Source organism: Streptomyces sp. NPDC029169 (assembly GCF_055563935.1).
Map to the genome: position 1 here is coordinate 180105 of NZ_JBVHXA010000012.1, position 24542 is coordinate 204646.

The following is a 24542-nucleotide window of genomic DNA, read 5'->3' on the forward strand; positions in this document are numbered from 1 at the left end:
ACCCCCCCCCCCCCCCCCCCCCCCCCCCCCCCCCCCCCCCCCCCCCCCCCCCCCCCCCCCCCCCCCCCCCCCCCCCCCCCCCCCCCCCCCCCCGGCCCTGTGTCGTACCCGGGCGCGCCCCCGGGTCAGGACGGTCTTGCCGCCAGGGTCAGGACGCGGCGGGCGCCCTCGACGACTGCCGCGTCGACGAAGCGGCCGTCCGGGAGGGCCAGGGCGCCCTCCTCGGTCTGGGCGGCCTTCACGACCTCCTCGGCCGCCGCGACCTCGTCGGGCGTGGGGAGATAGGCCTGCTCGATGACCGGGAGCTGGCGGGGGTGGATCGCCGCCCGGCCCAGGAAGCCCATGGCGCGGCCCCGCGCGCAGCTCGCCGCCAGGGCGTCCAGGTCGCGGATGTCGGGATGGACCGACTGGACCGGCGGTGGGAGGGCCGCCGCGCGGGCGGCGACCACGAGGCGGCCGCGCGACCAGTCGAGGCCGCTGTCGTGCCGTACCCCAAGATCGGCGCGGAGATCCGCCTCGCCGAGGGCGATGCCGTGGACGGCGGGATGGGCGGTGGCGATGGTGTACGCCCGCTCGACGGCGAGGGCGTTCTCCAGGAGGGCGTAGAGCGGAGTTCCGGCGGTGACCTCGGCGATCCGGTGGATGTCAGTGGCGTGTGTCACCTTGGGAACACGAAGACCACGGAGGCCGGGGAGGGGGGCCAGTGAAGGGATGTCGCGTGGGGTGTGGATGCGGACATGGATCGGTACGGGGTGGGGGTCGGAGAGCAGATCGGCCGTCGCGTCCAGCGCGTACGCCTTGCGGTCCGGGGCCACCGCGTCCTCGAGATCGACGATCACCACGTCCGCGCCCGAGACCAGGGCCTTCTGGACGACGGCGGGGCGGTCCCCGGGGGCGTACAGCCAGGTGAGGGGGAAGTGCGAGCCGCTCATACGGCTCCTTCGCCGCGCAGGGCACCGATCTCGGCGGGGGTGAGGCCGAGTTCGGCGAGGACCTCGGCGGTGTCCGCGCCGTGCGGGCGGCCGGCCCAGCGGATCGCGCCGGGCGTCTCGGAGAGCCGGAAGAGGACGTTCTGCATCCGGATCGGTCCCAGCTCGGGGTCCGGGACCTCGGTGACGGTGTCCAGGGCGCGGAACTGCGGGTCGGCCATGACGTCCCGGACGTCGTAGACGGGTGCGATCGCCGCCTCCGCCTTCTCGAAGGCGGCCATCGCCTCGTCGCGGGTGTGGCGGGCGATCCAGGAGCCGACCGCCTCGTCGAGGACGTCCGCGTGGGCGGCCCGGCCGGCGCCGTCGGCGAACCAGGGCTCGTCGATCAGCTCGGGGCGGCCGACGAGGCGCAGCACGCGTTCGGCGATCGACTGGGCGGAGGTGGACACGGCGACCCAGGAGCCGTCGGCGGTGCGGTACGTGTTGCGGGGGGCGTTGTTGCGGGAGCGGTTTCCGGTGCGGGGCTGGACATAACCGAGCTGGTCGTACCAGAGGGGGTGGGGGCCGATGACGGAGAGCATCGGTTCGATGATGGCCATGTCGACGACCTGGCCGCGGCCGGTGGTCGTCCTGGCGGTGAGCGCGGTCATCACCGCGTACGCCGTGGCCAGGGCGGCGATCGAGTCGGCCAGGCCGAAGGGGGGAAGGGTGGGCGGACCGTCCGGTTCGCCGGTGATCGCGGCGAAGCCGCTCATCGCCTCGGCGAGGGTGCCGAAGCCGGGACGGTGGGAGTACGGGCCGAACTGGCCGAAGCCGGTGACCCGGGCCAGGACCAGTCCGGGGTTGACGGTGGAGAGCTCCTCCCAGCCCAGATCCCAGCGTTCGAGGGTGCCCGGGCGGAAGTTCTCCACGATCACGTCGGCGTCGGCGGCCATCCGCAGGAGGGTGTCCCGGCCGCCGGGGGTGGAGAGATCGAGGGTCACGGTCCGCTTGTTGCGGCCCAGGACCTTCCACCAGAGACCGACGCCGTCCTTGGCGGGGCCGTGGCCGCGGGACGGGTCGGGCTTGCGGGGGTGCTCGATCTTGATGACGTCGGCGCCGAAGTCGCCGAGCATCATCGCCGCGAGCGGGCCGGCGAAGAGGGTGGCGAGATCGAGGACGCGCAGTCCGTGGAGGGGAGGTGTGGTCTCGGAGATACGGGTCATACGGCGTCGACCTCCTGGTTGGTGAGGGAGTCGTAGGCCGCGTCGATCTCGGAGCGGTACGGCATCGAGGACGAGGCGCCTTCGCGCTGGACGGAGAGCGCGGCAGCGGTCGAGGCCCAGGCCAAGGCGTCGCGGACGGGCCGGCCCTCGCCGAGGGCGACGGCGAGCGCGCCGACGAACGTGTCGCCCGCGGCGGTGGTGTCCACGGCCCGGACGTGCGGGGCGGGGACCGCGAACGGCTTGCTGTCGCGGGACGCGTGGAGACTGCCCGCCGCGCCGAGGGTGATGACCACCTCGGGGACGCGGCCGAGCAGGGCGGTGGCGGCGGCGTGGGGGTCGGCGATGCCGGTGAGCGCGGTGGCCTCGTGCTCGTTGGGGACCAGGAGGTCGGTGGCGGCGAGGAGTTCGGGGGGCAGCTGCTGGGCCGGGGCGGGGGTGAGGACGGTGCGCACGCCGAGGCGGCGGGCGGTGACGGCGCCTTCGGTGACCACGGAGAGGGGGAGTTCGAGCTGGAGGAGCAGCGCGTCGGCGGTGGCGATCAGCGCCTCGTCGCCGTGGGTGAGGGAGGTGACGGTGCCGTTGGCGCCGGGGACGACGACGATCGCGTTGCCGCCCTCGTCGTCGACGACGATGTGGGCCGTGCCGGAGGGGCCTTCGGCGGTGCGCAGCAGGTCGGTCTCGACCCCGGCCCCGTCGAGCGCGGCCCGGAGCCGTACGCCGAAGTCGTCGGCGCCGACCGCGCCGATCATCGACACGTCGGCGCCGGCCCGGGCGGCGGCGACGGCCTGGTTGGCGCCCTTTCCGCCGGGGATCGTCCGGAACTCCCGTCCGGTGACGGTCTCGCCGCGCGCGGGGGCCCGGGGCACGAAGGCGACGAGGTCCATGTTGGTGCTGCCGAGCACCACGATGCTGGTCATGGGCGTACTGCCTCCAGATACGTCAGTTCGGCGAGGGCGTCGAATCCGATGCCGTCGAAGGACGGGATCGAGGTGGAGAGCCGGTTCTTGAGGGGGGAGGTCCAGCGCTCGGGCAGCCGGTCGGGGTGACCGGCGAGGAGACCGGCGACGGAACCGGCGGTGGCGCCGTTGGAGTCGGTGTCCCAGCCGCCGGAGACCGCCGCGCAGATGGTGCGGGAGAAGTCGCCGTCGCCGTGGGTGAGGGCGGCGGAGAGGACGGCGGCGTTGGGGACGGCATGGACCCAGTGATACCCGCCGAGGGTGGCGTGGAGCTGGTCGACGACCGTGTCGAAGTCGGGTGTGGTGCGGGCGGTTTCGATGCCGAGGCGGACGGCGCGGGCGAGCCGCGAGTCGGGCGGGATCACGGCGAGGCCGGCGGCGAGGGCCTGGTGGACGTCGGCGGTGCCGGTGGCGGCGGTGGCGATCGTCGCGGCGACGAACTGGGCGCCGTAGAGGCCGTTGGCGGTGTGGGTGAGCGCCGCGTCCCGGTAGGCCTGCTCGGCGGCGGCCCCGGGGTCGCCGGGGTGCGTCCAGCCGTGGACGTCGGCGCGGATCTGGGCGCCGATCCATTCGCGGAAGGGGTTGCGGGTGGTGGCGGTCAGCGGGGGTTCGATGCCGTCGAGGAGGTTGCGGTAGGCGACGCGCTCGGCGGTGAAGGTGCGGCCGGCGGGGAGTTCGTCGAGCCAGAGGCGGGCGACGTCGGCGGTGGTGAAGTCGCGGCCGTACCGCTGGAGGAGGAGCAGGTTGAGAAGGGGGTAGTTGAGGTCGTCGTCCTCGGGCATCCCGTCGATGTTCTCGGCGAGGGAGGTGGCGGCGGACCGGCGGTTCCAGGGGTGGGCGGCGAGGAGGTGCGGGGGGACGCCTCGCGCGGTGAACCAGGTGGTGAGGGGCCAGTTCCCGGCGGCGCGGGCGAGTGCGCGGATGGCGGGGAGCGGAAGCTTCTCGACGGGCTTGCCGAGCAGACAGCCGGCGGCCCGCCCGAGCCAGGCGGCATGCAGCCGATCGAGCAGGGCATCGGGTTCCCCCGCGCGTCCCCTCCGCGTTTCGCGTGCGGGGGCAGGCTTCGGGGACGTCCATGGCCGGAGTGCGGGTTCCGCGGTGGGGAGGGCGGACAGTTCGTCGAGGAGGGTCTCGGCCAGAGCGCGGAGGTCGGGGCGGGGGGTTGGGGAGGCGCCGGCTGTCGACGGGGCGGGGTGGCCGCCCGCCGCGTACCAGCGGGCGGCCAGCGCGGAGGCGTCGCGGCCGTCCTCCGCGGCCTGGCGGAGTTCGTGGCCGACCAGGTCCTCCGGCTGGACCCAGGTGACGCGCAGGTTCATCGGACCGCCGCGCTCGTCAGGGCCGCGAACGCCGACTCGTGCGCCCGGCGGCGGGCCGTGTCGCGGGCGAAGACCTCGTGCGCGACGGCCGTCAGCGCCCGCGCCGGAGCGTGCAGGTCCAGGCGGCTCGCCTCCGCGACCTGCTTCGCCCAGTCGGAGGGGATCGCGGACTCGCCGGCCAGCGCACCCACGATCGCGCCCGCCATCGTCGCGATCGAGTCGCAGTCACGGCCGTAGTTGACCGCGCCGAGGACCGTACGCCGGTAGTCGCCGCCGCCGACGAGCAGCATGCCCAGCGCAATCGGCAGTTCCTCGATCGCGTGGAGGCGCGACGGGCGGCGCGCCCCGAGCGACGGCGCGCGATAGTCCGGGCCCACGGTGTCGAACGGCGCCACCGCCCTGCGGAGAGGGGCGAGGGCGGTCTCGAAGTCCGTGTGCCCGCACGCGACTTCGCACACCGACTCGATCGCCGCGCGTGTACCGTCCTTCGCCAGGGAGAGGGCTGTCGAGACGACGGAGTCCGGAGTCGCTCCCGGCTCGCACGCCGCCGCCACCGCCGCCGCGAAGACCCCCGCCGCCTCCCGGCCGTAGGAGGATTGGTGGGGGGCTGCGATGTCGAGAGCCTCCGCGTATGCCGCTTCCGGGTTCGCCGCGTTCACCAGCCCGACCGGCGCCATGTACATCGCCGCACCGCAGTTGACGATGTTTCCGCTGCCCGCCTCACGCGGGTCGACATGGCCGTAGTGGAGCCGGGCCACCAGCCACTTCTCCGCCAGGAAGATCCGGTGGAGAGGGAGGGCCTCCGTCTCGAGTTCCGGGATCCAGCGCGGGGTGGTGAGCAGATCGGGGACCAGGTGGTCCGCGACGGCGTACGCGTCGAGGTGGTCGCGGACCTTCTCGTACACCCTGATCAGCGCGTGGGTCATCAAGGTGTCGTCGGTGATGTGCCCGTCGCCCTTGTGGTACGGCGCGATGGGACGGGCCGTGCGCCAGGCGTCGCCGTTCCAGGGGCCGACGATGCCGGTGACGCGTCCGCCGTGACGTTCCAGGATCTGTTCGGGGGTGTAGCCCTCGACGGGGCCGCCGAGGGCGTCGCCGACGGCGGCCCCGATCAGACTGCCGGTGATGCGGTCATCGAGTGGAGGTGTGGGGGTCATGTCGGAATTGTCCACCCTGGGTGGTCAGTTCCGTGTCTCCGAGGAGCCCGGCGAGTTCGACGAGATCCGTGCCGGCGAGGCGGGGGAGCGCGCAGCCGGCGAGCGTGCGGCAGGCATCGCGCCAGGTCGCCGGGAGGGAGTCGGCGCCGCCGAGCGCACCGGTCAGCGCGCCCGCGAGCGCCGGCGCGGAGTCCGCGACACGCGAGAGGCAGGCGGCGGCGGGCACGGCCCCGGACGCCTCGCCGCGCGCGGCGAGCGCGAGCGCGAGGGCGACGGGGACGGTCTCGGCGGCGGCGATGCCGTAGCTGTAGACGTGGTCGACGATCTGGTGCTCCAGGAGGGGGACGAGTTCGAAGGCGCTCGTCGCGTCCTGGGCCATCTTCACGGCCTGCTGGGCGTTGCGGCCGATCTCGGTGGCGGACGGGAGTTGGGCGAGCGCCGCCTCCACGGCCTCGTCGACGGCCGCCCCGCCGAGGGCGACGGCCACGGCGGCGGCCATCGCGCGGGCGCCGTGGACGCCGTCGCCGTCCTGGGTGTACCGGGCGTCGAACTCGGCGAGTTCGGCGGCGGCGGCCGGGTCCCCGGGGTGGACGAGCGCGAGCACGGCGGCGCGGACGCAGGCGGCGTCGTCGAAGTAGTGCGGGTTGTCGTGGCCGGTCGCGGGTGGGCGGAGCCCGGTGGCGAGGTTGCCGAGACCGGCGCGTACGGAGATCCGGGCGCGGAGGGGGAGGACGGCGGACTCGACCTCGGGAGCGCGGTCGGACGCGGCGGCGATCTGGCTCGCGAGGGAGTTCCAGGCGAGGTCGACGGCGGCGCGGAGGCGGCGCTCCGGGGGGAGGGTGGCGAAGAGGGGGCCGGTGGCGGCGAGGACCGCCTCGGCGGTGAAGACCGCCCATTCGGCGTCGTCGGAGGGGCCGAGGCGGAGGGGTTCGGGGGGCTGGTTGAGGGCGATGGGGACCGGGAGGGTGGTGGTGGCGTTCTGTTCGGCGAAGGTGTCGAGTTCGCGGGTGAGGCGGCGGGTCCATTCGGGCATGCGGGCGGCTCGGTGTCTGGCCGCGGGCCAGCCGGCGGCGTCGCCTGCGGCGAGCCCGAGCAGGAGGCCCTCGATGGCCTCGCGCCGCGCGGGGCCCTTGCCTCGGGCGCCCGGACCTGGGGTGGGCCCCCGGCCCCCGTGGGCACCGTCCCTGTCCGGGGCGCCCGCACCCGGGGTGGCCCCCAGGCCCCCGTGGGCGCCGTCCTTGTCCGGGGCGCCCGGTCTCGTGGGCTGTGCCCACCCGTCCCGCCCTGCGGGACGATTGCCCACAGCTGGCGCAGCGGCAGCGGCAGCGGCGGCGGGAGTCGGAGTGGGGGTGGCGGGGCGGTTGCCCGCAGCAGCGGCGGCCCGGGCGGGGCGGTTGCCCACAGCGGCGGCGGCAGCGCGGGCGGGGCGGGTGCCCGTAGCGGCGGGGGTGGGGCGGGGGTCCACAGCGGGAGCGGGAGCGGGTGCGGGGGTGGCCGAGCCGTAGGCGCGGTGCGTGGGGTTCGTTGGGGTCATGCTGCTTCCTCCTCGTCCGTTGTCAGGAGGTCCGCGATGTCCAGGACGTGGTAGCCGCGCATCGACGGGAGGCAGCTGCCCGTCACCGGGGCGATCGCCGTCGCCCACTCCTCCGGGATCGCCGAGACGCCCGAGGCCGCGCCCGCGAGCGCGCCCGCCACCGCCGCCGTCGTGTCGGCGTCGCGGCCCATGTTGACCGCGGTCAGGACCGCCGTACGGAAGTCCCCGCGGGCCGCCGCGAAGGCGCCGAAGGCGAGGCCCACCGCCTCGGGGGCCAGGTCCGTCCACGGGTAGCCGGCGATGACGACCGCCGAGCGGACCGTGCGCTCCCGGGTCAGAGGGTCGGGCTGGATCCGCTGCGCCGCTACCACCGCGCGGCGCATCGAGCGGGCCGTCCAGGAGTCCATCGGGACCACCGAGAGGGCCGCCGCGATGACCGAGGTCACCGACGCGCCGCCCATCGCCGCCGCGACACCCGCCGCCACCGCCTGCCCACCGTAGATGCCCTCGCCGTCGTGGCTGACGCTGCCGTCGATCGCGACGAGCCGGGCCGCCTCCGAAGGGCGGCCCGCCGCGAACACCCCGAAGGGCGCGGCCCGCATCGCCAGACCGTCCGACCACGCGTGCCGGTGCTGCGCCGAGATGGGGGCCGCCAGACCGCGGCGGAGGTTCTCCAACGTGCCCCGCTCGCTGAAGCCCGCGCCACGGAACGGGCCTTCGTCCAGGTCCGCGATCCAGTGGTGCCAGGCCCGTTCCACATGCTGGACCGTCAGCGCCGAGCCGTGCCGGGCGAGCAGCAGCCCGGAGAAGATCGCGTACTCCGTGTCGTCCGTGCCCGCCGGACTGTCCGTCACGAAGCCCTCGATCCGGCCCCATCGGCGGCGGATCTCCGACGGGCGCATGTTCTCGGCGGGCGCGCCGAGCGCGTCGCCGACCGCGAGGCCGAGCAGCGCACCCCTGGCGCGCTCGCGCGTATCGCAGCCAGTCGTTCCCGTCTCGCTCACCATCGCGCACCCCTTTCACGGTTCCTGAAACGGTTCCTGGATCTGTGCCACGCCGGGGAGGCGATGTCGTCGCAGAAACGGTTCTGTCACCCGGCTGACACCTCGCCAGAAGAGCTTCAGAAGACCAAGGTCAGCCTTACTAAGTACGGCCTGCCTTGCTGGCGCGCCCCTTACATCGGGCGTATTTTCGAGGGTGTTGGGGGCGGCGGGTGCAGCCCGGCCCGCCGGATAAAACAGGGGAGAGCCATGTCCGTCATCGAAGCGCACGCACCACTGCACGAGGCCCACCGCGACAACCACACCCACCGCGATGTGAACGGTGGCTGGCTGCGCCCCGCGGTCTTCGGTGCGATGGACGGACTGGTCTCCAACCTGGCCCTGATGACCGGTGTCGCGGGCGGCGCGGTCTCGCATCAGACCATCGTCCTCACGGGTCTCGCGGGCCTCGCCGCGGGCGCCTTCTCCATGGCGGCAGGCGAGTACACCTCCGTCGCCTCGCAGCGCGAGCTCGTCCAGGCGGAACTGGACGTCGAGCGACGCCAGTTGCGCAAGCACCCGGTCGACGAGATGGAGGAGCTCGCCGCGCTGTACGTGTCGCGTGGCGTCGAGCCCGCGCTCGCCCGCGAGGTCGCGATGCAGCTCTCCCGGGACCCGGAGCAGGCGCTGGAGATCCACGCCCGCGAGGAGCTGGGCATCGACCCCGACGACCTGCCGTCGCCGATGACCGCCGCCGTGTCGTCGTTCGCGTCGTTCGCGCTCGGTGCCCTGCTTCCCGTACTGCCGTATCTGCTCGGCGCGAGCGCGCTGTGGCCGGCCGTGCTGCTCGCGCTCCTCGGGCTCTTCGGCTGCGGCGCGCTCGTGGCCCGGGTGACGGCCCGCAGCTGGTGGTTCAGCGGACTGCGTCAGCTCGTCCTGGGCGGAGCGGCCGCGGCCGTGACGTACGGGCTCGGCATGCTCTTCGGCGCCGCACTCTGACCGCCGCGCTCTGACCCTCGTACCCACAGGAGAAGGCCCCCGTACGTGCGACGGGGGCCTTCTACGTGCATGCTTGCTGTGACGTATATCCCCTGGGCGGATCGGCTGCCCGGTGAGACACTATGCACAGCGCGACATATGTAGCCGTTACTCGGCGGTTTCAAAGACTTCACCGCCGGGCATGAGGCGTAAGCGCCGCGGGCAATGAGGCCCGCTCTGCGTCGGGTCGTCCGACCCCATGAGATCCACCCTGAGAACCACGCGTTCACATGTGAACCACCATCACCGCTCTGTGTCAGCGGTGTCCGCATGCTGGAATGAGCTATCCGCCCCGCGAGAAGCCAGCCATCATGTAACCTGCACGAAATTTCGCGGAGGGCCAACGTCGTCCCTCGGCAGCTGCATATGCCACGACGACGACGGGAGAGCCGATGCGTTCCGACGCCTGGTCGCCCATGGACGGTCGCCCCGCTCCGCAGGGGATGTACGACCCCCGTAACGAACACGACGCCTGTGGTGTCGGGTTCGTGGCCACCCTGACCGGTGTTGCCAGCCATGCGCTGGTCGAGCAGGCGCTGACCGTACTGCGCAACCTCGAGCACCGCGGCGCCACCGGCTCCGAGCCCGACTCGGGAGACGGCGCCGGCATCCTGTTCCAGGTTCCGGACGCCTTCCTGCGCGAGGTCACCGACTTCGACCTCCCCGCCGCCGGCGCCTACGCCGTCGGTATCGCCTTCCTCCCTGCCGACGGCTCCGCACAGGCCGTCTCGCAGATCGAGACGATCGCGTCCGAGGAGGGTCTGAACGTCCTCGGCTGGCGCGATGTCCCCGTCGCCCCCGAGCTGCTCGGCGCCTCCGCCCGCGCCACCATGCCGGTCTTCCGCCAGCTGTTCGTGGCCGATGGACAGAACAGCGGCATCGCCCTCGACCGCAAGGCGTTCGTGCTGCGCAAGCGCGCCGAGCGCGAGGCCGGGACGTACTTCCCGTCGCTCTCCGCCCGCACCATCGTCTACAAGGGCATGCTGACCACCGGCCAGCTGGAGCCCTTCTTCCCGGACCTGTCGGACCGCCGCTGCGCCACCGCCGTGGCCCTGGTCCACTCCCGGTTCTCCACCAACACCTTCCCGAGCTGGCCGCTGGCCCACCCGTACCGCTTCGTCGCGCACAACGGCGAGATCAACACGGTCAAGGGCAACCGCAACTGGATGGTCGCCCGCGAGTCCCAGCTCGTCTCCGACCTCTTCGGCGAGAGCACGGACGGCAAGAGCCTGGAGCGGATCTTCCCGATCTGCACGCCGGACGCCTCCGACTCCGCGTCCTTCGACGAGGTCCTTGAGCTGCTCCACCTCGGTGGCCGTTCGCTTCCGCACAGCGTTCTGATGATGGTCCCCGAGGCGTGGGAGAACCACGACTCCATGGACCCGGCCCGGCGCGCCTTCTACCAGTACCACTCCACGATGATGGAGCCCTGGGACGGCCCGGCCTGCGTCACCTTCACCGACGGCGTCCAGGTCGGCGCGGTTCTCGACCGCAACGGTCTGCGCCCCGGCCGCTACTGGGTCACCGACGAGGGCCTCGTCGTCCTCTCCTCCGAGGTCGGCGTCCTCGACATCGACCCCGCCAAGGTCGTCCGCAAGGGCCGCCTGCAGCCCGGCAAGATGTTCCTCGTCGACACCGCCGAGCACCGGATCATCGAGGACGACGAGATCAAGGCCGGTCTGGCCGCCGAGCTGCCGTACGCCGAGTGGCTGGAGACCGGCGAGATCGAGCTCTCGGACCTCCCCGAGCGCGAGCACATCGTCCACACCCACGCCTCGGTCACCCGCCGCCAGCAGACCTTCGGCTACACCGAGGAAGAGCTCCGCGTCATCCTCGCGCCGATGGCCCGCCTGGGTGCCGAGCCGATCGGCTCCATGGGTACGGACTCGCCGATCGCGGCCCTGTCCGAGCGCCCCCGGCTGCTCTTCGACTACTTCACCCAGCTCTTCGCGCAGGTCACCAACCCGCCGCTTGACGCGATCCGCGAGGAGCTGGTCACCTCCCTGCGCTCCTCCCTCGGCCCGCAGGGCAACCTCCTCGAGCCGACCGCCGCGTCGTGCCGCAGCGTCACCCTGCCCTTCCCGGTGATCGACAACGACGAGCTGGCCAAGCTCATCCACATCAACGCCGACGGCAACATGCCCGGCATGAAGGCCTCGACCCTGTCCGGCCTGTACCGGGTCTCCGGCGGTGGCGACGCGCTCGCCGCCCGCATCGAGGAGATCTGCACCGAGGCCGACGCGGCGATCGAGGGCGGCGCCCGCCTGATCGTCCTCTCCGACCGGCACTCCGACGCCGAGCACGCGCCGATCCCGTCGCTGCTGCTCACCGCGGCCGTCCACCACCACCTCATCCGTACCAAGCAGCGCACCCAGGTGGGTCTGCTGGTCGAGGCCGGCGACGTCCGCGAGGTCCACCACGTGGCCCTCCTCATCGGCTACGGCGCCGCCGCCGTCAACCCGTACCTCGCCATGGAGTCCGTCGAGGACCTGGTCCGCGCCGGCACCTTCATCGAGGGCCTGGAGCCCGAGCAGGCCATCCGCAACCTGATCTACGCGCTCGGCAAGGGCGTCCTGAAGGTCATGTCCAAGATGGGCATCTCGACCGTCGCCTCCTACCGCGGCGCCCAGGTCTTCGAGGCCGTCGGCCTCGACGCTGCCTTCGTCGAGAAGTACTTCAACGGCACCGCCACCAAGATCGGCGGCGCCGGCCTCGACGTCGTCGCCAAGGAGGTCGCCGCCCGCCACGCCAAGGCGTACCCGGCCTCCGGCGTCCCCTCCGCGCACCGCGCGCTCGACATCGGCGGCGAGTACCAGTGGCGCCGCGAGGGCGAGCCGCACCTGTTCGACCCGGAGACCGTCTTCCGCCTGCAGCACGCCACGCGCACCAAGCGGTACGACATCTTCAAGAAGTACACGGACCGGGTGAACGAGCAGTCCGAGCGCCTGATGACGCTCCGCGGACTCTTCGGCTTCTCCACGGACCGCGAGCCGATCTCCATCGACGAGGTCGAGCCGGTCAGCGAGATCGTCAAGCGGTTCTCGACCGGCGCCATGTCGTACGGCTCCATCTCCCGCGAGGCGCACGAGACCCTCGCCATCGCCATGAACCAGCTGGGCGGCAAGTCCAACACCGGTGAGGGCGGCGAGGACCCGGACCGGCTCTACGACCCGGCGCGCCGCTCCGCGATCAAGCAGGTCGCCTCCGGCCGCTTCGGCGTGACGAGCGAGTACCTGGTCAACGCGGACGACATCCAGATCAAGATGGCCCAGGGCGCCAAGCCCGGCGAGGGCGGCCAGCTGCCCGGCCACAAGGTCTACCCGTGGGTCGCCAAGACCCGGCACTCCACCCCGGGTGTCGGCCTGATCTCCCCGCCGCCGCACCACGACATCTACTCCATCGAGGACCTGGCTCAGCTGATCCACGACCTCAAGAACGCCAACCCGGCCGCGCGTATCCACGTGAAGCTGGTGTCGGAGGTCGGCGTCGGCACGGTCGCCGCCGGTGTCTCCAAGGCGCACGCGGACGTCGTGCTCATCTCCGGCCACGACGGCGGTACGGGCGCGTCTCCTTTGACGTCCCTGAAGCACGCGGGCGGTCCCTGGGAGCTCGGCCTCGCCGAGACCCAGCAGACGCTGCTGCTCAACGGCCTGCGCGACCGGATCGTCGTCCAGACCGACGGCCAGCTCAAGACCGGCCGTGACGTCGTCATCGCCGCGCTGCTCGGCGCCGAGGAGTTCGGTTTCGCGACCGCGCCGCTCGTCGTCTCCGGCTGCGTCATGATGCGCGTCTGCCACCTGGACACCTGCCCGGTCGGCATCGCCACCCAGAACCCGGTCCTGCGCGACCGCTTCTCCGGCAAGGCCGAGTTCGTCGTCAACTTCTTCGAGTTCATCGCCGAGGAGGTCCGCGAGATCCTCGGCGAGCTGGGCTTCCGTACGCTCGAAGAGGCCGTCGGCCACGCCGAGCTGCTCGACACCAGCCGCGCCGTCACGCACTGGAAGGCGCAGGGCCTGGACCTGGCCCCGCTCTTCCACGTGCCCGAGCTGCCCGAGGGCGCGGTCCGCCACGCCCTGATCGAGCAGGACCACGGTCTGGAGAAGGCCCTCGACAACGAGCTCATCGAGCTCGCCGCCGACGCGCTGAACGCCGACTCCGCCGAGGAGGCCCAGCCGGTCCGGGCCCAGGTCGCGATCCGCAACATCAACCGGACGGTCGGCACCATGCTCGGCCACGAGGTGACGAAGAAGTTCGGCGGCGCAGGTCTGCCGGCCGACACCATCGACATCACCTTCACCGGCTCCGCCGGCCAGTCGTTCGGCGCCTTCCTGCCGGCCGGTGTCACGCTCCGCCTGGAGGGCGACGCCAACGACTACGTCGGCAAGGGCCTCTCCGGCGGCCGCGTCGTCGTCCGCCCGGACCGCGGCGCCGACCACCTGGCCGAGTACTCGACCATCGCCGGCAACACCATCGCGTACGGTGCGACGGGCGGCGAGCTGTTCCTGCGCGGCCGCACCGGTGAGCGCTTCTGCGTCCGCAACTCCGGAGCGCTGGTCGTCTCGGAGGGCGTGGGCGACCACGGCTGCGAGTACATGACCGGTGGTACGGCCGTCGTCCTCGGCGAGACGGGCCGCAACTTCGCGGCCGGTATGTCGGGCGGCGTCGCGTACGTCATCGACCTCGACCGGGACAACGTCAACTCCGGCAACCTGTCGGCCGTCGAGGCGCTCGACGACGCCGACCGGCAGTGGCTGCACGACGTCGTGCGCCGCCACCACGAGGAGACCGGCTCGACGGTCGCCGAGAAGCTGCTTGCCGACTGGCCCGCGAACGCGGACCGCTTCAGCAAGATCATCCCGTCCACGTACAAGGCAGTGCTCGCCGCCAAGGACGCCGCTGAGCTCGCCGGTCTCTCCGAGGCCGAGACCACCGAGAAGATGATGGAGGCGGCGACCCATGGCTGACCCCAAGGGCTTCCTGACCACCGGGCGCGAGGTCGCCAAGACCCGGCCGGTGGCGGAGCGAGTCAAGGACTTCAACGAGGTCTACGTTCCCGGCTCCCTGCTGCCGATCATCAGCAAGCAGGCCGGCCGCTGCATGGACTGCGGCATCCCGTTCTGCCACAACGGCTGCCCGCTCGGGAACCTGATCCCCGAGTGGAACGACTACGCCTACCGCGAGGACTGGTCGCAGGCGTCCGAGCGGCTGCACGCCACCAACAACTTCCCGGAGTTCACCGGCCGTCTGTGCCCGGCTCCGTGCGAGGCGGCGTGCGTGCTCGGCATCAACCAGCCGGCCGTCACCATCAAGAACGTCGAAGTCTCCATCATCGACAAGGCGTGGGACAGCAACGACGTCAAGCCGCAGGCGCCCGAGCGCCTGTCCGGCAAGACCGTCGCCGTCATCGGCTCGGGCCCGGCGGGTCTCGCCGCCGCCCAGCAGCTGACCCGGGCGGGGCACACGGTCGCGGTCTTCGAGCGCGCCGACCGCATCGGTGGCCTCCTTCGCTACGGCATCCCCGAGTTCAAGATGGAGAAGCGGCACATCAACCGCCGTATCGAGCAGATGCGGGCGGAGGGCACCAAGTTCCGTACGGGCGTGGAGATCGGCCGCGACATCACGGCGACGGACCTGCGCAAGCGGTACGACGCCGTGGTCATCGCCGCGGGCGCCACGACCGCGCGTGACCTGCCGGTCCCGGGCCGGGAGCTGAACGGCATCCACCAGGCCATGGAGTACCTGCCGCTCGCCAACAAGGTCGTCGAGGGCGACTTCGTGACCGCGCCGATCACGGCCGAGGGCAAGCACGTCGTCGTCATCGGCGGCGGCGACACGGGCGCGGACTGCGTGGGCACGGCCCACCGCCAGGGCGCGGCCTCGGTCACGCAGCTGGAGATCATGCCGCGTCCGGGCGAGGAGCGCGCGGCCGGCCAGCCGTGGCCGACGTTCCCGATGCTGTACAAGGTCACCTCGGCGCACGAGGAGGGCGGCGAGCGGGTCTACTCCGTCTCCACCACCCACTTCGAGGGCGACGAGGACGGCAACGTCCAGTTCCTGCACCTGGTCGAGGTCGAGTTCGTCGACGGCAAGCTCACGCAGAAGCCGGGCACCGAGCGGAAGATCCCGGCGCAGCTGGTCACGCTCGCGATGGGCTTCACAGGCACGGACGTCGAGAACGGCCTGGTCGCCCAGTTTGGTCTGGACCTCGACGAGCGGGGTAACATCGCCCGTGACGCGGACTTCGCCACCAATGTGGGTGGCGTGTTCGTGGCCGGTGACGCCGGCCGCGGCCAGTCGCTGATCGTCTGGGCGATCGCCGAGGGCCGCTCGGCGGCCCGCGGAGTCGACCGCTTCCTGACGGGCGCGAGCGACCTCCCGGCCCCGATCCGCCCGACGGACCGAGCCCTGACGGTCTGACCGTCCCCCCAACACGTCCCGTACAACGACGTACGGAACTGAGCGCGGCGCCCCCCGAATGTCCCCGACCGGACGACTGGGAGGGCGCCGCGGCGCGTTCGCCTCGCGTGGGGCGGGCAGCGTTCAGGGCCGGGCGCCCCCGGGCCTGGATCCGCTGTCCAGTCCCCTGGGCAGGTAGTCGGCGAAGGGGATGGTGATGTCGAGCGGGCGGTACGCGGCCGTGGGCTTCACCCGCTCACGGTAGTCACCCAGGCGGCCGCCCCGTCCAGTGCGTTGTCCGCTTCCGGCAGCACCCCCCGCGCCCCCAGGAATCCGTGGAAGACCCCGGTGTGCAGCTGCACTTGGGCCCGTACGCCCGCTGAGGACAGGCGGCGGGCGTAGGCCAGGCCCTCGTCCCGGAGGGGGTCGCAGTCCGCGAGGACCACGAGGGTCGGGGGGAGGTCGGTGAGGTCGGGGGCCAGGCCGGGGGAGGCGGCGACCGGGTCGCCGTCCGGGCCGACGTACTGCTCCCAGTACCAGCGCATGTGCGCCGTGGTGTGGAAGAAGCCCTCCGCGTACGCCTCCGCCGAGAGGGAGTCCAGGCGGTGGTCCAGGGCCGGGTAGAAGAGGAGCTGGCCCGCGACCGGCGGGCCGCCCGCGTCCCGGGCGCGCCGGGCCGCGCCCGCCGCGAGGTTGCCGCCGCTGGAGTCGCCCGCCAGGATCAGCGGGCCTTCGTACCGGGCGGCGGCCCACTCCAGGACCGCGTACACGTCGTCCTCGGCGGCGGGGAAGCGGTGTTCGGGGGCGCGTCGGTAGTCCACGGAGACCACGGACGCGCCGGTGCGGTGCGCCAGCTCCCGGCACAGGCCGTCGTGCGTGTCGAGGTCGCACAGGACCCAGCCGCCCCCGTGGGCGAAGACGATGACGGGGCCGGACGACTCCTCGTACAGCCGGACGCGTACTCCGTTCGCCGTCGTCTCGCGCGACGCTTGTATCTCCCGTACCCCCGCCCTTGCCGCCGCCCGGAGCGCTGCCGGGTCGCCCGGGCCCGGGAAGACCGCCGACATCGCCTCGCACACGGCCCGCGCCGCCGGTGTCAGTGGACCCGTCATCCCGCCGTCAACCCCCCGTCCACCGTGAACTCCGCGCCCGTCACATAGGAGGAGGCGTCCGAGACCAGGAAGGCGACCAGGCCGCCGACCTCCTCCGCCCGGCCCATCCGGCCGAGCGGCACGTGCGACCAGTCCTTGTCCGCGACCGCCGCCGTCATCGGGGTGTCGACGGCCCCAGGATGCACCGAGTTGACGCGGATGCCGTGCTTCGCCAGGTCCAGCGCCGACGAGCGGGTCAGGCCGCGCAGGCCGAACTTGCTGGAGCCGTACGCCGCGTGGCCGGGGATGCCGACGAGACCGGCCGTCGAGGACACGTTCACGATCGAGCCGCCGCCCGCCTCGCGCAGCGCCGGCACGACCGCCTGGATGCCGAGGAACGGGCCCAACAGGTTGACCCTGAGGAGGAGTTCGAAGTTCTCGTACGTCTCCGACTCCACCGACGCCGTCCGCCACAGCGCCGCGTTGTTGACCAGCGCGTCGATCCGGCCGTACGCGGTGACGGCGGCCGAGGCGACCGCCCGCCAGTCCTCCGCCGAGGTCACGTCGTGCCGTACGAACATCCCTGCGTCGCCCAGCTCCGCCGCGACCGTCTGTCCCTCCTCCTGCCGTACGTCCGTGCAGACGACCCGCGCGCCCGCCGCCACAAGGAGACGTGCCTCCGCCGCGCCCTGGCCGCGCGCCGCGCCCGTCACGATCACGACCTTGCCCGCGAGGGAGGTCACGAGGGCTCCCCGGAGAGGGCGCGGACGTGCGGGATGACCTTCTCGCCCCACTGCCGGATGGTCTCCATGCAGACGTCCTGGGGGACGGTGCCCATCTGGATCAGGCACATCACCTCGTCGACGCCGATCTCGCGCAGCCGCTCGACGTACGCGATGGCGGTGTCCGCGTCGCCATAGGCGTGGTCGGTGTTGTACGTGCCGGTGTCGACCGGGCGGGCCGGGATGTTCGCCTCGTGGAGGCGGGCGACCAGCTCCTCGCGGCGCTTCTCCAGGGCACCCGTGTGGTCCTCGTCCTCCGCGTAGCCGGTCGGGGCCGGGGAGTTGCCGTACCAGTGGGCGATCGACTCGGCGAAGAAGCGCTGCCCGCGCGTGCCCAGCCGGAGCGCGCGCTCGGCGTCGTCCAGGACGATCGTCGGGCAGAGCGCCGAGAAGTGGTCGTTGACCTCGGAGGAGACGAGGCGGGAGCCGTCGCGTACGGCGATGGCGTCGTCGTACACCGTGCGCATCGCGCGGACGTCGTCGGCGCCCGCGAAGCCCAACACCAGGGCACCGATGCCGAGTTCGGCGGCGAGCTTGAGCGTGTCGTGCTTCGAGCAGGCCATGAAGAGGGGAGGGTGCGGGCCCTGCACCGGGCGAGGGAGGACGGCGCCCGGGCCGATGTCGATCGAGCCGTGCCACTCGAACTGCTCCTCGCGCCAGGCGTGCGAGAAGATCCGCAGCGCCTCCTCCATCTGCGGATACGTGTCCTCCGGGCGCACCCCGTACATCCGCATCTCCTGGCGGGTCGCGCCCCGCCCGGCGCCGATGTCCACCCGGCCGCCACTGAGGACGTCGAGCATGGCGGCGCGCTCCGCCACCCGCACCGGGTGCTGGTAGCCGAAGGGCATGGTGACGACGCCGTGGCCGATACGGATCCGTTCGGTGCGGGCGGCGACCCAGGCCAGGAAGATCTCCGACGCGCTCATGTGCGCGTACTGGGCGAGGGAGTGGTGCTCGACGGCCCAGATCCGGTCGAAGCCCATCTCCTCGGCGTGGACGGCCTGTTCGACGCAGTCGTGGATGACCTGACGCTCACGTTCGGGGGTCGGGTCGACGAGCTGGGCCTCGAAGATCATCGAGAACTTCACGCTGGCCTCCTCTATTTCGAATAGGAATACTTCTAGCAGTCATACTCGGGGTGCGGAAGGGGGCCGTAGACTTCGGTCCGTGGCGGACATGACGACGGCTGACGAGGACCACCTTCCGACGCTCCCGGCGACCAGTTGGGCGGTGCTCGGGCTGCTCTCCTTCGGGGAGGAGCTGTCCGGCTACGACCTGAAGAAGTGGTCGGACGGGTCGCTGCGGTTCTTCTACTGGAGTCCGTCGTTCAGCCAGATCTACAGCGAGCTGAAGCGGCTGGAGAAGGCCGGTTACGCCACCTCGCGGATGGTCGCGCAGGAGACGGGCAGCCGCGACAAGCGGGTCTACCGGATCACGGACGAGGGGATGACCGCCGTCCGCACCTGGGCCCGTACCGCGCCCGTCGACCCGCCCGTGCTGAAGCACGGACCGATGCTGCGGCTCTGGCTCGGGCACCTCCTCGAACCCGAGCAGATGCGTGAAGTCCTCGCCCGGCACCGGGAGTTCGCCGAGTCCATGCGGCTGCGCGCCGAGGCCGACGTGGAGGGGGCGAAGGCCGAGGAGGCGTGGGCGTACCCCATGCTGACCCTCAAGTGGGCAGAGCGGTACTACGCCTCCGAGCGCGATCTGGCGGACGCCATGCTCGCGGACATCGAGGAGCTGGAGGCGAGGCGCGCGGGCAAGCGCCCGTAGGTGCGCCGGACATAGAGCAGTGGGCCGGTGTCCCGGTGTGCGGTCAGGGAGATGGCCGAGCGCGATGGCGTGTCGCCGCCGTCCAGGACCGCGTCGAGCGCCAGGTAGCCGAGGTGCGTGCCGCACGGAGCAGACGAGCGGCCGATCGAGCGAGACGGACGAGAACGACCGCACCGCCATGCCGACGGGCCGTCCACCGTCCGGATCCACGCCGCCCTCGGGCTCAACGCCCCTTGTTGAGCAGCTCGTTGATCAGCGCCCCGTCCGCCGGAAGCACCCGGCCGTGCCGCAGCGGTACCCCGAGCACCTCCGCAAGACCCCGCAGGCCCGTGTCCACGGCCGCCTCGACGGCCACGGCGAGGCCCACCACGGCCGCCCGTCCCTCCCGCACGCCCGTGAGGGCGAGACCGGCCGCGATGACCACGGCCGGCCACGATCCCGCCACCGCGGCGAGGGCGGCGTACGGCACCGTCCACGCGGTCCGCAGCGCCGCCGCCGCATAGCGGTCCCAGGCCGCGTTCACCTCCTGCCGGCTTCCGTCCGGCGCGAGCTGCCAGAGGCGCGGCCACACCAGGGACATGTGGACGCCGTGCTGGACCCGTATCCGCTCCTCGACCGCGCCGAGCCGGGCCCCGATCCAGGTCGCCCGGGCCGGCACCTCCGTAGCGCCGCGCAGCCGTCCCGCCGCCCGCCGCAGCCAGGGCGCCCGCCCGGCCCACAGCCGCCCGACGCCCGAGGCCAGCCAGTCCGCGACCAGCGCCGACCCGGCGACCGCGAGGAGCAGGATCACCAGCGCCGCGGCCCGGCCGGACGGCGACGCGTACCGGCCCGTGCGCAGTCGCTCCAGCCACTCGATCGTCGCCGTCACGTCGACCGGACCCGAGCGGCCCGGGGTCAGGGCCACGACGCCGGCCACCACGAACAGCAGCCCCGGCAGGACAAGCCGGGTCAGCCAGCGCTCAGTGACCTTCTTGCCGACCTCCGAGAGGAACCCGTCCATCACCCAGGGCCCCCGTCCGGGGGCTGCGCCGACGCCGCCGGCCTGAGCGGCACACCGTCCGGATCGTCCGGGTCGAGATAGCACATCGGCCAGCCGCCCGCCTCGTCGCGCGAACGCCGGGCCGTGCAGCGGCCCGTCGCGCGCGGGCAGCGGAAGACACTGCTCACCTCGGTCTCCTCGCTCCACAGCCCGGCCGCGCCGACGCCGTCCCTGCGCCGCTCGCCGAGCACCAGGGCGGGATCGTGGCCGAGCCGCCGCATCGCCTCGAGCGCGCTGCCGCCCTCCCGGACCTCGTCGAAGACCTCCTCGAACTCGTCGAGCGCGTCGTCCTCCTCGAAGTCCCCACGGACACTGAGGTACTGGTCGCACAGCCACGTACGGGCGCGTTTCTCCAGGGCGCGGTCGTCGATCATCTTCTCCTCTTCTTCGGGTGGGTGGGGTCAGGCCCCGACGTGGATGTACGGCATCCAGACCTTCGGCTGGTACGGGTGCTCCGCGCGCAGCTCCGCGAGCGTGGCGTGCAGCGCCCGCGGCGCCTGGTCGGCTTCCAGGACCCCGTCGCGTACGAGCCGCCCGTACACGGCGTCGGTCACCGCCGGAGCGCTCGCGTCCTGTACGGGATACAGGCTGGCCAGCACATGACGGAAGCCCCCGAAGTGCAGCACCGCCGCCGGGTGGGTCGCCTCGTCGGGGACCTCCGGGTCCGGCACGGCGGTGTCGCAGGCCGACAGGAACGCGAACTCCGCGTCCACGGCCGGGATCCGGGCGAGCTGCAGCGGGGTGAGGATCTCGCCGCCGCCGATCCGCAGGCCCTCGCGGGCGATGCCGTGACAGACGGCGTGGAAGCGGGTGTGGTCCGGCAGGAGGCGGGTCACGGCGTCGACCGTGGCGCGGTCGTCGTGCAGCCGGACCACCTCCGGCATGTGACGCGCGACGACCTCGGCTTCGGTGCCGACCTCCGGCAGATCCGGCTCGGGCACGGTCAGCAGGAGCAGCCTGCCGTCCGTGCGAGGAGCCTGCCGGGGGCGGCGGGCGTGCAGCAGGGAGGTGAGCGTGGGTGCGTACGAAGGGACGACCCGGCCCGGCACCGACTCCCGTACGCCACCGCGCCGGGAGCCGGCGGCGTGCAGCGGAAGGTAGGTGGCCAGGCCCGTCGGACACCACCAGAGCCGGGACAACTCGCGTTCCTCCGCGTCGAGTTCGGGCAGCGCTTCGAGCACCGGCCGGGCGACCGCCTCCCACAGCCAGTCCAGCATCCGGGCGCTCGTCTGCGCACGCCGCATCTCGGCCCGGATGACGACCGCCTCGGCGGCGGCGATGGCGTCGGCGCCGCCGGAGGCCGCCGTCCCCGCGTCCTCCCGTGCCCGCCGCAGCGCCGCGTGTGCCTTGACCAGGCGCTCGTCGGCCTTGTTCGCACGCTCCAGGGTCTCGGTCGCCGCCTCGTACGTCACGGCGTCCAGCGGCACGACGGTCGGGGGCCCCTCGTGGCGCACCACCAGGGCATGGCAGCCGAAGGCGGTGATGTTCACGACCACGACCGGGCCCTCGGCCGCGGCCGCCCGCAGGGTCGCGTAGTCCGGGGGCCGGAGCAGGCCCGCCTCCCGGATCCGGGTCTGCCACTCGCGGGCCAGAGCCGTGCGGCGCTCCGACTGCGCCGGGGTCTCCGCCCCGCCCTCCGGTAGGGGCGTGTCCAGCTCCTCCCGGATCGCGTCGAGACGCGCGAACAGCTCCGGATCGTCGGCCCGCAGCCGGGAAAGCTCGGTCGTCCGCAGGTCGAGCAGCTGCGACCACATCACGGTACGGCCCCGCTCCAGGAGCTCCACGGCCCGCTCGGGCCGCCCCGCGCCCACGGCGGCGGCCGCCGCGTCGACGGCGAGCTCGTACAGACCGGCCAGCAGGGCCCGCTGGTCGCCGTGGTCGACACCGCGCCACACGACCAGCGGCAGCAGCTCCACGGCCTGCGCGAGCCCGTCGGCTCCGGAGGCCCACAGCCGTTCCTCGGTCGCGCCCACCCGCTCCCTTGCCACTCGGCCGGTGGCGAGCTCCACGGCCGTCCCGGCGGCGAACACGCCCCACATCCGCGCCGCGTGCAGCCGCACCTCGGCGGGCATCGTCGGGTTCTCCGCCGCCGCCCTGAAGGCGTGCGTGGTCTCCTCCCACAGTGCGGGTACCGGCTCCGGGTCCTCATTGACCAGCTCCAGGAGCACGATGCCCAGAAGGTAGCGCCACGAGCCCTCTTCTGCCGTGCCCGGCTCCGCCCCGTCGGCCGACTCCTCGGCCCGTCCCCGCGCCTCGGCCAGCGACGCGGCCCGTGGGCCCTCCCTGGGCGCCTCGATCAGGGCGGTGATCAGCTGGTAGAGACACCCGGCGTCGTCGGACCCCGCTTCGAGGGCGACGCCCTCGCGCAGGGCCGCCACGGCCGCCTCCCACGCCGCGATGCCGCCCTTCCCCTCCCGGACACCGCGAATGTGCTGCCGGCCCAGATTGCGCAGAGCGGTCACGCTGGGGCCCTTCCCCCACGGGTGGGCGCGCACGGCTCGTTCGGCGATCTCCACGGCCTCCCGGAGATCGCCCTCGTCGCCCCTCAGATCGAACCGGGCGCCGAGGGCGTCACTGAGCTGGATGAGGTACGGGCGTTCGTCGACGCCCCTCAGCCGGCGGGGCGCGGCCAGCACCTCGCGGCGGATCAGAATCACCTCGTCGAGCGCCGCCGAACTGTGCGTGTCCTCGTAGCGCTGCCACAACGCGTCTCCGAGGTGGTCCCGCAACGACCAGAGGAACCGCCGGGACGTCCAGCCCGGGAGCACCTGGATCCCCGTGACTCCGTGCCGGGCCGCCGCGAGGCCCGCGTCCAGCGACCCCAGATCCTCGGTCCGGTTCAGGTGGTTGATCAGCGCCCAGCTGTCGAGGGCCGCCATCATCCCCTCGTCGAGCGCGTTCAGGCTCGGCAGCCTCCGGGGCCTGCGCAGCGGCGCGGTGAGGGTCCGGAGCGCCTCCACGTCGCCCGCCCGCAGCGGCTTGCTCGCCGCATGCATGAGCAGGACCCGGAGCACGGCGTGGCGGCCCTCGTAGTGGATCAGCGGAACCCACACCAGAAGGGGGGCGGCCATGGTGAGCATCAGCTGCATCAGCCCGCGCAACTCGACCGGGGTCCTCCGCCACACCTCTCCCGGGCCGTCGACGAGGTCGAAGCCGAGCCCCAGGACGGCGCCGCGCGCCGCGAGCGCCACGAGGGCGAGGCACCCGAACGCGGCGGTGTAGCCCAGGGGGAGCAGTACGCGCAGCAGCGGCGGTGTGTACCGCCAACTCTCCGGGATCAGGGGCCCGTACCCCGAGCGGACGAGCATGGCGCCCGCCAGCGGGCCGAACAGGGCCAGCGAGACCACCTGCACCATGGTCATCCCGGCCGGCGGGCCGTCCAGATACACCAACAGGCCGCACGTGCCCGGCAGTACGGCGTAGACCGCCCCCAGGATCCATAAGCCGATACGCATGGGGGTCAGTCTTCCAAAGGGCTCCCGGCCCTGATCACGTACCCTCGGCATCCTGTAGGCGAACAGGGAGGGGAGGGGCCCATGGCCCTCAGTCTGCGCAAGGTCGAGGAAGCCGCGCCCGCGCTGGTGAGCCTGTACAAGTCGGCGGGGGTCTCCCTTCAGAAGTACGGCATGAGCGGACAGCGCGTCGCCGTCTACCTGGTGCTCGACTACTCGGGCTCGATGAAGCCGTACTACGGGGACGGCAGCGTGCAGGCGCTGGCCGACCGGGTGTTGGGTCTTTCGGCCAACCTGGACGACGACGGGCGGGTGCCGGTGGTGTTCTTCTCCACCGACATCGACGCCGAGACGGACATCGAACTCGCCGACCACCAGGGGCGGATCGACCGGATCGTCGCCGGACTCGGCCATATGGGCAAGACCAGCTACCACCTGGCGATGGACGCCGTCATCGACCACTACCTCGACAGCGGCGCCACCGCGCCCGCACTCGTCGTCTTCCAGACGGACGGCGGACCGATCAACAAGCTCGCCGCCGAACGGTACTTGTGCAAGGCGGCGAGGCTGCCGATCTTCTGGCAGTTCATCGGCTTCGGCGACCCGGGCAGCCGGCAGTTCGAATTCCTGCGGAAGCTGGACGAGTTGGCGGTCCCGGAGAAGCGGCCCGTCGACAACGCCGGGTTCTTCCACGCGGGGAAGGACCCGCGCCGGGTCCCGGACGCGGAGCTGTACGACCGGCTCGTCTCCGAGTTCCCCACCTGGCTCTCCGCCGCCCGGGCGCAGGCGATCGTCCGCTCCTGAGGTCTCCGACGGGAAAGGGTGCCGGCCGGGCGGAGCGCGAGCGCACGGAGTAATCCAGACAGAAGGTGTCGGGAATCCGGTGTTTCCTGG

Annotated in this window: 18 protein-coding genes; 5 read left to right on the top strand and 13 right to left on the bottom strand. The window is 72.7% G+C overall.

The annotated features are described in order from the left end of the window. Nucleotides 1-125: 125 nt before the first annotated feature. From ACZ4VI_RS22800 to ACZ4VI_RS22830, 7 genes are read right to left on the bottom strand one after another with little or no spacing between them, the layout of a single operon-like run. Nucleotides 126-932, bottom strand: a complete 807-nt coding sequence (locus ACZ4VI_RS22800; protein ID WP_468001793.1) for an HpcH/HpaI aldolase/citrate lyase family protein — start codon at nt 930-932, stop codon at nt 126-128. After that, nucleotides 929-2134 carry a CaiB/BaiF CoA transferase family protein gene (locus ACZ4VI_RS22805; RefSeq protein ID WP_468001795.1) on the bottom strand — a complete coding sequence of 402 codons (1206 nt, stop codon included), beginning with the start codon at nt 2132-2134 and terminating at the stop codon, nt 929-931. Before ACZ4VI_RS22805 ends, ACZ4VI_RS22800 begins: the two co-directional genes overlap by 4 nt. Continuing rightward, complete coding sequence (gene rbsK / locus ACZ4VI_RS22810; protein ID WP_468001797.1) at nt 2131-3051, bottom strand: ribokinase; 921 nt, start codon at nt 3049-3051, stop codon at nt 2131-2133. Before rbsK ends, ACZ4VI_RS22805 begins: the two co-directional genes overlap by 4 nt. After that, nucleotides 3048-4406, bottom strand: a complete 1359-nt coding sequence (locus ACZ4VI_RS22815; RefSeq protein WP_468001798.1) for an ADP-ribosylglycohydrolase family protein — start codon at nt 4404-4406, stop codon at nt 3048-3050. The genes rbsK and ACZ4VI_RS22815 overlap by 4 nt, the downstream gene beginning before the upstream one ends. After that, entirely contained in the window at nt 4403-5563 is a 1161-nt protein-coding gene (locus ACZ4VI_RS22820) for an ADP-ribosylglycohydrolase family protein (protein ID WP_468001800.1), read from the bottom strand. Before ACZ4VI_RS22820 ends, ACZ4VI_RS22815 begins: the two co-directional genes overlap by 4 nt. After that, a complete protein-coding gene (locus tag ACZ4VI_RS22825) occupies nt 5538-7097 on the bottom strand; it encodes an ADP-ribosylglycohydrolase family protein (RefSeq protein ID WP_468001802.1) in 1560 nt (519 codons plus the stop codon). The genes ACZ4VI_RS22820 and ACZ4VI_RS22825 overlap by 26 nt, the downstream gene beginning before the upstream one ends. Beyond that, nucleotides 7094-8104: an ADP-ribosylglycohydrolase family protein gene (locus ACZ4VI_RS22830; RefSeq protein WP_468001804.1), complete on the bottom strand. Its 1011-nt coding sequence runs from the start codon at nt 8102-8104 to the stop codon at nt 7094-7096. The genes ACZ4VI_RS22825 and ACZ4VI_RS22830 overlap by 4 nt, the downstream gene beginning before the upstream one ends. A 243-nt stretch (nt 8105-8347) precedes the next feature. On the opposite strand from ACZ4VI_RS22830, the gene ACZ4VI_RS22835 reads away from it, so the two are divergent. The 3 genes from ACZ4VI_RS22835 to ACZ4VI_RS22845 all read left to right on the top strand — a co-directional run bounded on the left by ACZ4VI_RS22835 (nt 8348) and on the right by ACZ4VI_RS22845 (nt 15532). After that, the gene (locus tag ACZ4VI_RS22835) at nt 8348-9076 is read left to right on the top strand and encodes a VIT1/CCC1 transporter family protein (RefSeq protein WP_468001805.1); all 729 of its coding nucleotides are present in this window, start codon (nt 8348-8350) and stop codon (nt 9074-9076) included. A gap of 431 nt (nt 9077-9507) precedes the next feature. After that, nucleotides 9508-14079 carry a glutamate synthase large subunit gene (gene gltB / locus ACZ4VI_RS22840; RefSeq protein WP_468001807.1) on the top strand — a complete coding sequence of 1524 codons (4572 nt, stop codon included), beginning with the start codon at nt 9508-9510 and terminating at the stop codon, nt 14077-14079. Beyond that, nucleotides 14072-15532, top strand: coding sequence for a glutamate synthase subunit beta (locus ACZ4VI_RS22845; RefSeq protein WP_468001809.1), 1461 nt, complete (start codon nt 14072-14074; stop codon nt 15530-15532). The genes gltB and ACZ4VI_RS22845 overlap by 8 nt, the downstream gene beginning before the upstream one ends. Before the next feature lie 227 nt (nt 15533-15759). On the opposite strand, the gene ACZ4VI_RS22850 is transcribed toward ACZ4VI_RS22845, so the two are convergent. Genes ACZ4VI_RS22850 through ACZ4VI_RS22860 form a run of 3 tightly spaced genes read right to left on the bottom strand, consistent with a single transcriptional unit; the run spans nt 15760 to nt 18472 of the window. After that, nucleotides 15760-16623 carry an alpha/beta hydrolase gene (locus ACZ4VI_RS22850; protein ID WP_468001811.1) on the bottom strand — a complete coding sequence of 288 codons (864 nt, stop codon included), beginning with the start codon at nt 16621-16623 and terminating at the stop codon, nt 15760-15762. After that, a complete protein-coding gene (locus ACZ4VI_RS22855; protein ID WP_468001813.1) occupies nt 16620-17345 on the bottom strand; it encodes a glucose 1-dehydrogenase in 726 nt (241 codons plus the stop codon). The genes ACZ4VI_RS22850 and ACZ4VI_RS22855 overlap by 4 nt, the downstream gene beginning before the upstream one ends. Next, nucleotides 17342-18472 carry an LLM class flavin-dependent oxidoreductase gene (locus ACZ4VI_RS22860; protein WP_468001815.1) on the bottom strand — a complete coding sequence of 377 codons (1131 nt, stop codon included), beginning with the start codon at nt 18470-18472 and terminating at the stop codon, nt 17342-17344. Before ACZ4VI_RS22860 ends, ACZ4VI_RS22855 begins: the two co-directional genes overlap by 4 nt. Before the next feature lie 88 nt (nt 18473-18560). Between ACZ4VI_RS22860 and ACZ4VI_RS22865 the strand changes: the two genes are divergently transcribed. Next, on the top strand, nt 18561-19157 hold the full coding sequence (locus ACZ4VI_RS22865; protein WP_468001896.1) for a PadR family transcriptional regulator: 597 nt from the start codon (nt 18561-18563) through the stop codon (nt 19155-19157). A gap of 223 nt (nt 19158-19380) precedes the next feature. On the opposite strand, the gene ACZ4VI_RS22870 is transcribed toward ACZ4VI_RS22865, so the two are convergent. From ACZ4VI_RS22870 to ACZ4VI_RS22880, 3 genes are read right to left on the bottom strand one after another with little or no spacing between them, the layout of a single operon-like run. After that, nucleotides 19381-20157: a hypothetical protein gene (locus ACZ4VI_RS22870; protein ID WP_468001817.1), complete on the bottom strand. Its 777-nt coding sequence runs from the start codon at nt 20155-20157 to the stop codon at nt 19381-19383. Beyond that, entirely contained in the window at nt 20157-20570 is a 414-nt protein-coding gene (locus ACZ4VI_RS22875) for a hypothetical protein (RefSeq protein ID WP_468001819.1), read from the bottom strand. Before ACZ4VI_RS22875 ends, ACZ4VI_RS22870 begins: the two co-directional genes overlap by 1 nt. 27 nt (nt 20571-20597) lie before the next feature. Next, nucleotides 20598-23651 carry a CHAT domain-containing protein gene (locus ACZ4VI_RS22880; protein WP_468001820.1) on the bottom strand — a complete coding sequence of 1018 codons (3054 nt, stop codon included), beginning with the start codon at nt 23649-23651 and terminating at the stop codon, nt 20598-20600. 81 nt (nt 23652-23732) lie between these two features. On the opposite strand from ACZ4VI_RS22880, the gene ACZ4VI_RS22885 reads away from it, so the two are divergent. Next, nucleotides 23733-24452: a vWA domain-containing protein gene (locus ACZ4VI_RS22885; RefSeq protein ID WP_468001822.1), complete on the top strand. Its 720-nt coding sequence runs from the start codon at nt 23733-23735 to the stop codon at nt 24450-24452. The last annotated feature ends 90 nt before the right edge of the window (nt 24453-24542 follow it).